The organism is Spirochaetota bacterium, assembly GCA_004297825.1.
In the GTDB taxonomy this organism is placed as follows: Bacteria; Spirochaetota; UBA4802; order UBA4802; family UBA5368; genus FW300-bin19.
Genome location: SCSX01000068.1, coordinates 123,740 through 135,368, shown reverse-complemented (window position 1 = coordinate 135,368; position 11,629 = coordinate 123,740). Strand labels below are relative to the sequence as shown.

The window sequence follows — 11,629 nt, the reverse complement described above, 5'->3', positions numbered from 1 at the left end:
CGGACAGTCGGCACCCGCGGGGGATACGTTTTACTGGTCGTTCCGCAGCAGCGTCACGGTAGCCTCGGGCGGGAGAATGGAGAAATAGTACGCAAGCGCTGCCGCCATGCGGCCGCCCATCTCCGCGAATGCCGCATCTGCGCCGGCCTCGGAGACCCTTTTTTCTTCGGCGAAGAGCGCGGATCCGTCGATAGCGCTGATTGCGTTCACCTGTAAGTAGATTTCTCCGCCCTCCCTGCGCGCCTCAACCCACACGAGGGCACCGGAGCCAAGGTTCCTCGCAAGCGCAAGCGCGCGTACGGGATCGGCACATGATCCAATGTCAGATTTCATTGCACGCGCCATGAGGTCGATTTCCGCCGCGGGCACGATCAATATTTCGGGATTGGCGGCAAGCATTCTCTGGATAACACCGGAACCGGTGGAAGAATAATTACCGCACCCGGGAATGAGGAGGACCTTGTCATCGGCGAACGCCGCAACCGAGGTGATGAGGACGAGAAGTACGACTATGAGTCGCGCGCATGTTGACATTCGAGACGCCGTGTTATCGTTCATTGATAATCCCCTCCATCGCATATCCGGGCATGGCTTCCGCCAGCATGTTTCGTGCCTCATCCGAACCGGTGCTTGAAGGTGCGGTCAGCAGGATGCGCACGCAGTAATCGGCCGCCAGGCACTTGTTTTCGAATGTCGAGAGGCTGGGCGGCACGTTGCGCATAACGTACCTTAATAGATTGGCGTCTTTCCCGATTTCCCGAAGGATATCATCCGACGTGTTTTTACGCGCGGATTCCCTGGCTTCGCGGAGGAGATCGTCGTCCGGACGCAATTCCGCATTCTTGGCCGTTATGCCCACGCGATCGCAATACTCGCCCGGGTCTATCGACGTGGCCGTGTGCCGGGAGGTACCCTGGATCGCGAGTGAATGAATGACACCCTTCCCCGGGGAGAAGAATTCCACCTTGAGATCGACCACGGCGGTTTGGGTATTCTCGGTCTCGTTCCAGTAAGCCTGGCGGACATCGTCCCCCATTATTGTCTGCGGTATGGTGGAAAGAAAAATCCGCGCCACCTCCAGCGCCTTTTCGGCGATATCGACGGCCGAGTCATTGACGTGCATGCGCATCGCCCTCATCATCTCCACCGAGGTCCGTGCCGTTGACACCGCGGTTTCCGCGGTGCTCACCTTTTCAAGGGCGGAGATGTACTCGGGATTTTGAACTTCTATGCATTTCTGGCAGTACACGAAATTCTGGGTCTTGGGATTGGATGTCTGCTGCAACGGCTCCATGCGTATGCTTTGCACGGAAATGCCAAGGGCGAGATCGGCCCCGTTGAAAGCCGGTCGGGGGATAGACACGATCGCTACTTCCCCTGCAAGGTATCCGCTTCTTATATCGATAATATTTCCCTGTTCCACCATGATCTGGCGCAGGTCAGTTTCTACATTAGACGTTAACGCAGCCGCATCCGCCGCGTTCTGTCCTTCGTCGCGCGGGGTAATCGCGACGGTCAGGAGCGGCATGTTTTTCGCGCCGCCGACAAGCGCGTTATACTTGTTCCGGTAGTTCAGATCCTGTGCCGCGTTCTTGAAGCGAAGGACCTGCGCGTATTCCAGCGCCGCGGCGCCTAAGAGCATTTTGGTTTCAAGCTGGTAGGCGTTTACCAGGTGCCGGTTCATGTAATACGCCGATCCCTCGATGATGCGCGGATTGGTGGGATCCATGCCCATCGCCAGGCGGAATAGATTCTCCGTTTTGGAGCTGTCGGCATCGCGGCTTCGCGCCTGTTCCGCCTCCTCGTGGGCCTTCATCCCCGCAATTATCCGGTCCGCCGATTCAGTGAAGCTCCTGTTGTAGTTCCTGCAAATAGTAAACGCCGCCGCTGCAACCTCATAACCGCCCGTGTCACGGTTTCTGAGTCCCACGTTGTACAACCTCCTAGCCATCGAATCGTGGGCCGCCACCCGCTTGATGAGATCGAACTGGGCGCGTTCATAGCGCGTGGTGAAATCGGCCAGCGTCTTGTCTTTTTCCTCGAATTCGAGTTTGACCGTCGCGAACCAGACATTCTTCCTTAAAAATTCTTCGCTCAGGTTGAATGCCTTTCTTGCCTTGTCGAAATCCGTTCGCATCGTCAGGAGCAGGGGCCGGCGCGCGTCGACGCGCCCCCGCATTGCCTCGATCTCGCTCACTTCGACGATTGACTGGTTGATGGGATCGATCCCTTTGAGAATCGCCGCGATATTCCCGAAAAACACCAGGTAGGCATCCCTGTCCTCCTGGTTCTCCTGGAGATAGGTGACCGTGTACATCCAGCCGTCCTCGTAATTCTGGTTCCGTATGGACGACGATGCGTCGCTTTTCGCCCCAATGCAGGACGGGAGACTCAAACACAGGATGGTGAGAAGCGCCGGGACTGTCTTTTTATATTTCATGTCCGGACCTCGATGGATGGTGTTGAACAGTATTCAGTAATGTATGTTTATTTTAAAAAAAGGATACTATATATCTCCCATTGTCAAGATAAATCCTCACAAGTGAGCGGAAAACAGAGCATCGTGTTTCCGTTCGGCAGGAGATGGAGGGACGCGGTACGGCCTTCAAAGGATTTGCGGCAGCCCCATGCAAGCAGCAATCGCCATCAGATTATGCCGTGGATGATAATGCTTGACAGTCTAAGGCAGCATAAAACCATGCAGGCAGCATTTTCTGGTTGAGAGTCCCGCGTCGTGGTACACTGTGACGAAAAGAACACAGGGGGGCAGATTATCATCCTGCCGCGCATTGGCGCCATCGTTTCGACCGACGACCTCAAGCGCCGCACGCATCACCGGAGGAGTGAATATGAGCGACGACATCTACCTGAAACTCGCCGAGGTGCTCGGTTCCCTTCCGAACGGTTTCCCGCGCGCCCAGAACGGCGCTGATATCGATCTATTGAAGAAGGTCTTCGAGCCGCACGAGGCGGAGCTCTTTTGCGCGCTGAAGCTGCGTAAGGAGACCGTGGACGAAATTGCCATGAGGACGGGGCGCGACGAGGCTTCCCTTGGGGAGCGCCTCGGGGCGATGTGGGAGCGGGGGCTCGTGGACTGCGATCCCTCCGGCCCCGCGCGGCGCTACGGCCTGGTGCCGTGGATACTGGGACTTTACGAGCTGCAGAACAAGCGCCTGGACGAGGGTTTCGCGCGCCTGCACGCAAAGTACATCAAGTCCGTGGGGCCCTATTTCCTGGCGCCGCGCCCGCACATGATGCAGGTGCTCCCCATCGAGAAGGAGCTCACCCCCGCACACGACGCGACCCCCTACGAACAGGTCTCCGCGATCATCGAGCGCTCCGTCTCGTTCGCGGTGAACGACTGTATCTGCAAGAAACAGATGTCGTTCCTGAACCGGGCGTGCGACAAACCGCGCGAGGTGTGCCTCTCGGTATCGGACAAGCCGGATTACTTCCGGGGACACCCGCTGGTGAAGCGCATCATCACGCGCGGGGAGGCGCTCGAAATCCTCCAAAGGGCGGAGGAGGCGGGCCTGGTGCACATGACCACCAACACGCGGCACGGCCAGTTCTTCATCTGCAACTGCTGTGGGTGCTGCTGCGTCCAGTTAATGGCCGCGCGGTTTGGGCTCCCGGATACGGTGAACGCGCATTACTTTGCGCGGATCGACGAATCACGCTGTAAAAACTGCGGTACCTGTTCCGAAACGCGATGCCCCATCAAGGCGATCGACGCCGTCGAGAACGCCCGCAGGGTGAACACCGCGCGCTGCATCGGCTGCGGGCTGTGCGCATCGGCCTGCCCGGAGAAGGCGATCGTCCTCGTCAGGAAGGAGGCCGCGCTGCAGGCGGAGCCGCCCGAGGACGAGATGGACTGGTACCGGGCCAAGGCGCGCGCCCAGGGGCTGGATATCACGCGCTTCGAATAGGGGCGCGCGCGATCTTCCGTGAAGCGTATCGGACCCCCCGCCCGAGAGGGCTAAAAGTAATTGACGGTCTATGATCTTTCTTTACCATATTAACGTCACTATATAGAAAGGCCCTCGGGCGCGCGCGGCGATGACCCGGTAATGCCATGACAAATCTCACGAACCGAATAATCAATGAACGATACCTCGTCGAGGACCTGATCGGGGAAGGCGGCATGAGCGTGGTCTACCGCGCCCGCGCCGTGGATAATCCCGGCAGGCTCTACGCGATCAAGATCGTACGGGACGCCGACTGCTCGCATCGCATCGAGGACGTGATCCGCTTTCACGCGGAGGCGCGGCTGGTCGCGCGCGTGAGCCATCCCGGCATCGTGAAGGTGGTGGAGGTGGGGGAAATCTCTTTGGACGGAGTCACGGGGGTTCCCTACATCGTCATGGAATATATCGATGGCGAAAACCTGCATGCCCTCATCAAGGAAGGCGCGCGCTTTTCGGTGGACGAGACGCTCCACATCGTGTCCCATTTGTGCGAGGCCCTGGCACACGTGCACGAGCTGGGCGTGGTGCACCGCGACCTCTCCCCCGGGAACGTGATGCTCGCCGCGGACGGGGCGGGCGGCAGGCGCGCCATGCTCATCGATTTCGGCCTCGCGCACGTGCGGGAGTTCAGCGAATCGGGCCGCGAGGCCGTAATCGGAACCTTCAGCTACATGTCGCCCGAGCAGAGCGGCATGATGCGCCGCGGCGTCGACGAGCGCTCCGATCTCTATTCGCTCGGGGTGCTCATGTACCGCCTGCTCGCCGGGATGCTCCCCTTTAGCGCGAACGACGTAAGCTCGCTCATTCACCTGCACATCGCCCAGCCTCCCGAGCCGCCCTCGCGCCGCGCGCCCGGCATCCCCATGGTGGTGGAGCGGATCGTGCTCAAGCTCCTGGAAAAGGAGCCGGAGAACCGCTACCAGAGCGCCCGCGGCCTGCAGCGGGACGTCCTGCGCGCGCTCTCGGGGGACCGCGATTTCATCCCGGGGAGCGACGACCGGCTGGAGCGCCTGAATTTTCGCACCAACCTGGTAGGCCGCGAGGCGGAGCTTGCGCGGCTTAAGACGCGCTGGAACGACCTGCTGCGCGGGAGGGGGTCGATATGCCTGATCGGCGGGGAGGCGGGCCGCGGAAAGACGCGCCTGGCCGAGGAGCTCAGGGCGCTCGTCATCGCCGGCGGAGGCACCTTCGCCGAGGGGAAATGCTTCGCCTCCGAGAACAAGAACCCCTACGGGCCCATCATTGACGCCGAAAACGTGTTTTTTAACAAGTTCGCGAGGATGAGCCCGGCCGAAAAGGACGCCGTGAGCGAGCGCGTGCGCGCCCGCTGCGGGGACCTCATGGGGCTGGCGCTCCGGCTTAACCCGCTCGCGCGCGAGATCACGGGCGACACGCCCTCACCGGTGGAGCTGGACCCCGAGCGGGAAAACCGCCGCTTTCTCATGGTGAACGCGGGGTTCATCCTCGCCCTGGCCGGCACGAATGCCCCGCTCGTGATTTTCCTGGACGACCTGCAATGGTCCGACGAGGGCAGCTTTTCGCTCCTGGACGAGATCGCCTCCTCGATCGCGCACGCCCCCGTGATGATCGTCGGGGCGTTCAGGGATAACGAAACGGGCGACGACCACGGCGTACAGAGGCTCATCCGAAGCGCGCGCGATTCCGGCCGGCCCCTCGAGCTGATGAGCCTGCCCCCGTTCGATCGGGAATCGGTCGCCGCCTTCATCGCGGGGCTTTTATACGAGGAGCGCGACCAGGTGGGGCAGATCGCGGACATCGTGTATAACAAGAGCATGGGCAATCCCTTTTTCGCGGTCGAGATACTGAAACAGCTCGTCCAGGACGGCGCGCTCTCACTGGTGAACGGCTCATGGCGCGCCAACGAGGCGCGCCTGCGCAGGGTCAACATCTCCTCCACGATGCTCGACACCGTCATGAAGCGGATCGACGGGCTCTCCGCGCGCGAAAACCAGGTGCTCTCGTGCGCCGCGGTGATAGGCCGCAGGTTCGACATCCGGCTCCTGTTCGAATTGCTGGTCGGGGGTTCGGGCGCGGGGGAAGGCTTCACGCATGACGAGGTGGTGCACATCGTGGACCGCGCCGTCGCGATGCAGCTCCTCGAGGCCGACGCGCAGGAAAAGGGAAAGCTCTTTTTCGTCCACGACAGGATCAAGGAGGCTTTCTATAATAGAATCGGGGAGGAACGCAGGAGGGCCCTGCACCTCGAGATAGCCCGTACCCTGGAGCGCGGGGGGGAGCATTCGGCGTTCGACCTCGTACATCATTTCACCCAGGCGGGGGACGGTGAGGGCGTGCTCAGGTATGCGCTGCCCGCCGGGAAAAATGCGATGGCGAGCTTCGCGAACGAAGACGCGATCGGGTACTTCGCCGCGATGATGAAGATACTGGAGGCCGAAGGCGGCTTCGAATCCGCGCACGCGCGCACGGGCCCACTCCTGCGCGAATGCATGAAGATGACCGGGGAGCTCTTCCTGGTCACCGGCAGGAACGACGACGTGATCGCGCTCTACACGCGCCTCCTCCCGCACCTTGCCGCGGAGCAGGAAAAGGCGTGGGCCTACCGGCAGATAAGCTATGCATATTTTAAAAAAGGCGATTTCGCGAATTCCGAGAAATTCGGCGCCCAGGGTCTCTCCCTTCTCGGGGAGACGCTTCCGCTCTCGATGCCCGCGGTGATCGCGGGGATTTTCAGGGAGTTCGCCGTACATCTCCTCCTCCGGTTGTTCCCTCCGGCCTACAGGGCGCGGCGCCGCCCGGAGAACCTGAGGCTGAAGCTCGTCATTCAGTTCTACCATACGCTGGGTTGGAACTACGCGCTCTCCTCGCTCCTGAAATTCGTGCGCTCCACCCTGCGCATGCTGAACATTTCCGAGAAGAGTATCGGAACCTCGCGGGAGCTCGCGATCAGCCTGCTGGGACTGGGCATGATGTATTCGGCGGCGCCCGTGCGGGGCCTGGCGATGATCTACCTGAAGCGCGGGCTCGATATCGCCCGGAAGATCGAGGACGCGCTGTACATCGCGATCTCCAAGCAGTTAATCGGCACCCATTATTCGTGGGCGGGCGACATGGAGCAGAGCGCGGACTGGCTGGGCAGGGCGTACGCGGATTTCAGGCGAATAGGCGACCTCTGGGAAACGGGGCAGACCTGCAACATAATGAGCGTCAACCAGTACTACATGTCGCGCTACGAGGAGTGCGAGAAATCCCTGTACGAGTGGATCGATATCAGCACGAAGATCCGCAACGACTTCGGGCTGTCCAACGCCTTCGCGAACCTCGTCTGGGTGTACGTCGAGAGCGGCGATTACGCGCGCGCGCGCGAATACGGGCAGCGGGCCATGGAGCTTTCGAGAAGCCAGGGCATCTGGTTCGCGCATTTCCTCGCGAGCGCGTACATGGGGTATTTCTATACCGAGACGGGCGATCATGTGCGCGCGCTGCGCATGACGGAAGCCGCGCGCGGGCTCGACCGCCGGCACAAGTTCACCCTGCGCGTCTATGCGGCCCCGCTCTACGTCTACCGGGCCGAGGCGCTCCTGCGCGCCTACGAGGACGAGCACGCGGCGATGGAAGAAGGCGAACGGGGACGGCGCCTTGCCGAGATCCGCGCTGCCTGCGCCGAGGCGTGGAAGGCCTGCCGGAGCTGGCCCGCGCATCTGGGCCCCGCGCTCCGGGTGCGTGCGCGGTTCCAGGCGCTCGCGGGAAGACCCGCGCGGGCGGAACGGCTCTACCGGCGTGCGGTCGAGGAGTGTTCGCGTGCGGGAAGGCGTTTCGAGCTGGCGAAGACGCTCCTGGAGTTTGGTCTCGTGCTGCGCGTGTCGGGGGACAGGGGAAAGGCAGCCGGGCGGCTCGAATCGGCGCTGCGGCTTTTCCGGGAAATAGCCGCGCGCCAATACGAGCGCAAGGCCGCGGAAAGCGCGGGCGCTGCCGCGGAGGAGCGTGGTCCCATGCAGAGGCTCACCGACCGCCAGAGGCTTTCGTCGATAATCAGGATCAGCCAGGACATGAGCTCGATCCTCCGGCTCGACGTGCTCCTGGAGCACGTAATGGCGCGCGCGATCGAGGTGACCGGGGCCCAGCGCGGCTACCTCTTCATGCACAACGAGCGTACCGGCGCCATAGAGCTCAGGGCCGCCAAGAATATTGGTGAATCCGGCATACCGGAGTATTCGCAGCACATTATAGAGGACGTCTTCCGGCGCGGCAGGGCCATGATCACCACGAACGCGGGGGAGGACGAGGCCCTCACCGAGTTCCGCAGCGTGCGGGACTATGGTCTCAAGTCGATCCTCTGCATTCCGGTTTCCCGGGGCGAACGCATGATCGGGGTATGTTACCTGGACAATCCCCTCTCGACCGGCGTATTCACCGACGATGACGCCGACCTCCTCTCCGTGTTCATGACCCAGGCCGCGATCTCCATTGAAAACGCGGGCCTGTACGCGAATCTGGAGGAGAAGGTCGCCGAGCGCACCCTAACCATAGAGAGCCAGAAGCAGGAGCTCGAAAACCAGATAACCCTTGCCCAAAAGATACAGACGGCGCTCCTCCCCCAGAAAATTCCGCGCATACCCGGGGCGGAGCTCGCCTTCACCTACGCGCCCATGATGGGCGTGGGCGGCGATTTCCTTGACGTGCTGTATGACGCGCGGCGGGGCCTGCTCGGCCTTTTCATTTGCGACGTGTCGGGACACGGCGTGCCTGCCGCCCTTCTCGCGTCCATGGTCAAGATGTCCCTGCATACCTGGAGTGATACCCTCGATTCGCCGGCGGCGACGCTCCGATCGATCCAGCAGGCGCTCGAGGGGAAGATGGGCAGCAATTTTATTACCGCGTGTGCGGGCTGCCTGGATCTGAAAAGCGGGAAGCTCGCGCTTTGCTCGGCGGGACACCCGCGCCCGATCCTCGTGCGCCGCGGGGGTTCGCTCGAAATCGTGCAACTCAAGGGACGCCTCATCCTTGAGGACCTGAAACCGGAGTTCGACGACCGTACGATCCTCCTTGAACGCGGCGATAAGCTGATACTGTATACGGACGGCATCACCGAGGCGCGCAACGAGAACCTGGTGATGATGGGGGACGACGCGTTTTTCGAGATGGCGGGGTCGCTTTCCGGGGAGTCGCCCTCCCGCATGTGCGAGGGGATATACGCCCAGGTCAGGGAATATACGGGCGAGGGGCGGCAGATAGAGGACGACCTGACCATCCTGATAGTCGAGTTCCGCGCGAAATAGCCGGCCGGCCGGCTGAAGACCGGTACGGGGCTCAAGGATCGCCGTCCGCTGCGGACCGAAATAATTAGGACGGCAAAAAATTGTTTGTAATATTACATAAAGATTTTATTTTGCAACCGGTGTGCGCTATATCTGTCTCATAAATCAGTGACATAAACTCGCTGGAACGCCGCCTCCCTTCGATTCTGTGTTGCGGTATACAATAAAATACTGGAGATCTCACCCATGGCCATGAGAATTGCTGAAGAAAAACGCGTCGTAAACCCCGTCCCCGGGGGGAGGGAGTCGATATTTACCACGATCGGGTACCACATTCACGGGGCGATATCGGTCCTGCTCCTCGCGGCGAACACGGCATTCTGTTTCGGACCCCTCATGACTGCGGCCCTGCTGAAGCTTGCCGTTCCGATAGACGGCTGGAGAAAACTTTGCGGGAAGGTCATAAACGGCATAGCCAAGGGCTGGATATCGGTGAATAACCTGAATATCAACCTTACCAAGGGGATTCGGTGGGATGTGCGGGGGATGGACGACCTCTCGATGAAACAATGGTACCTCGTCATCGCCAACCACCAGACCTGGAGCGACATCGTCGTGCTGCAGAAGGTGTTCAACCGCAAGATACCGTTTCTGAAATTCTTTCTGAAAAAAGAGCTTATATGGGTGCCGCTCCTGGGCGTGGCATGGTGGGCGCTCGATTTTCCCTTCATGAAGCGCTACTCCGCGGCATTTTTAAAGAAATTCCCCCACCTGCGCGGCAAGGACATCGAAATCACCCGCAAGGCGTGCAGGAAGTTCGAAAAGATACCCGTTTCCGTGATGAATTTTGTCGAGGGAACCCGCTTTACCGCGAAGAAGCATATCGGCCAGAAATCGCCCTTCAAGCACCTCCTCCGGCCGAAGGCCGGGGGCGTGGGATTCGTGCTCACCACGATGGGGGAACAGTTGCGCAGCATCCTCAACGTGACCATAGTGTACCCCGGCGGCGACACCAGGTTCTGGAGCTTTCTCTCGGGCAGGGTGAGGGAGGTGCGCGTCCTGGTGGAAAAGATACCCATCACCGCCGAACTGCTCGGCGATTACATCGAGGACAAGGAATACCAGGCGCGATTCCAGGAATGGCTGAATACCGTCTGGATCCGGAAGGATGCGCTGCTGGAGACCTAGGTTTATGCGTCCTCGGGCTCCTCGTGGATGTGCACCGTGCACCGCGGGATCGCGGCCGTGATGCGCCGCTCGAGCTCCTCCGCGATTCCGTGAGCTTCCGCGATGGTGCAGTGGGGCGCCACGTGGATGCAGAGGTCGATGAATACGTCCGCCCCCGCGTTCCTCGCCCTCACGTCGTGGTACCGGAGGATTCCGGGCGTCGCCGCGGCGATGCGGCTCACGCTGGGCACGATATCGCCCGGCGCCTTGTCGAGCAGGACCTCTACCGAGCGCCTCCCGAGCCTGTAGGAGACGAAAAGGACGATGAGCGCCACGAGAAACGCCGCGACCGCGTCGGCGAAAAACCAGCCAAAGTTGGCGCACACGAGCCCCAGGAAGACGACGCCCGAGCTCCAGATATCGGTCGAAAAATGAAGCGCATCGGCCTCGAGCGCCTGGCTGTTGTGCGTACGGGCCGCCTTCATGAGGGCGCGCGATCGCGTGAAATCGACGATGACGGAAACCGCAACGACGATATAACTCCACGGGGTAACCTCGATCATCACCCTTCCCGTAATGAGACGGTGCGCTGCTTCGTATATTATCCATGCGCAGGTCACGAGCAGAAGGAGCGTTTCGATAAACGCTGACAGATTTTCAACCTTGCCGTGTCCGTAATGATGATCATCGTCCGCCGGGATGTCCGATACCCTTACGGAGAAGTACGTGATTACCGCGGCGACGAGATCGAGCCCGGAGTGAAGGGCCTCCGAGAGTATGCCAAGGCTCCCGGTAAGCACGCCCACCGCCACCTTGGATCCCGTGAGGAAGACCGCGGCAAAGACCGAGGCGAGCGCGACCCGGGTCTTTGCCCCGCCATCGTTATGCTGTGAGGCCATGTGGGTACCCCCTCTCCATTCCATGGGTGCTCAAATGACAAAAAAGCCCCGCAGAACATATTGTCCCACAGAGCTTTGCCTGCTGCCCGCAAGGGCCCGTCCGCGTCCCGCGCGCGCGGGATCGACTGATCTCGATGATATTTCGAATTCCTAAAGTAAATCAGGAATGTGCCTCGAATTATTGTCAATAATTTTTCAATGATGGGGCAAGACCAAAGCCCCCCATACCCCCCGGCGGGGGGCAACGACATTTGCCAATAATAGAAAATGCATATTCAGAGGATATTTTATGCTTTCGAGAAAAGAAAATACTGGATATGGCTATCCTGATAGTGCAAATATGGCGCCACCGCCGGCC

The 11,629-nt window shown here is 60.6% G+C and carries 6 protein-coding genes; 3 read left to right on the top strand and 3 right to left on the bottom strand.

Going from position 1 to position 11,629, the window contains the following annotated elements; genetic code table 11:
- Positions 1-30: 30 nt before the first annotated feature.
- Together EPN93_14465 and EPN93_14460 are read right to left on the bottom strand one after the other, a co-directional pair.
- Positions 31-558: a hypothetical protein gene (locus EPN93_14465; GenBank protein TAL33232.1), complete on the bottom strand. Its 528-nt coding sequence runs from the start codon at positions 556-558 to the stop codon at positions 31-33.
- A complete protein-coding gene (locus EPN93_14460) occupies positions 548-2,440 on the bottom strand; it encodes a hypothetical protein (GenBank protein ID TAL33231.1) in 1,893 nt (630 codons plus the stop codon). Before EPN93_14460 ends, EPN93_14465 begins: the two co-directional genes overlap by 11 nt.
- A gap of 409 nt (positions 2,441-2,849) precedes the next feature.
- Here EPN93_14460 and EPN93_14455 point away from each other — a divergent pair, with 409 nt between their 5' ends.
- From EPN93_14455 to EPN93_14445, 3 genes are all read left to right on the top strand, one after another.
- Positions 2,850-3,929, top strand: a complete 1,080-nt coding sequence (locus tag EPN93_14455) for a 4Fe-4S dicluster domain-containing protein (GenBank protein ID TAL33230.1) — start codon at positions 2,850-2,852, stop codon at positions 3,927-3,929.
- A 146-nt stretch (positions 3,930-4,075) separates the two neighbouring features.
- Positions 4,076-9,226, top strand: coding sequence for a GAF domain-containing protein (locus EPN93_14450; protein ID TAL33229.1), 5,151 nt, complete (start codon positions 4,076-4,078; stop codon positions 9,224-9,226).
- 231 nt (positions 9,227-9,457) lie between these two features.
- The gene (locus EPN93_14445; GenBank protein ID TAL33282.1) at positions 9,458-10,393 is read left to right on the top strand and encodes an acyltransferase; all 936 of its coding nucleotides are present in this window, start codon (positions 9,458-9,460) and stop codon (positions 10,391-10,393) included.
- 2 nt (positions 10,394-10,395) lie between these two features.
- On the opposite strand, the gene EPN93_14440 is transcribed toward EPN93_14445, so the two are convergent.
- The gene (locus EPN93_14440) at positions 10,396-11,271 is read right to left on the bottom strand and encodes a cation transporter (protein TAL33228.1); all 876 of its coding nucleotides are present in this window, start codon (positions 11,269-11,271) and stop codon (positions 10,396-10,398) included.
- Positions 11,272-11,629: the final 358 nt, after the last annotated feature.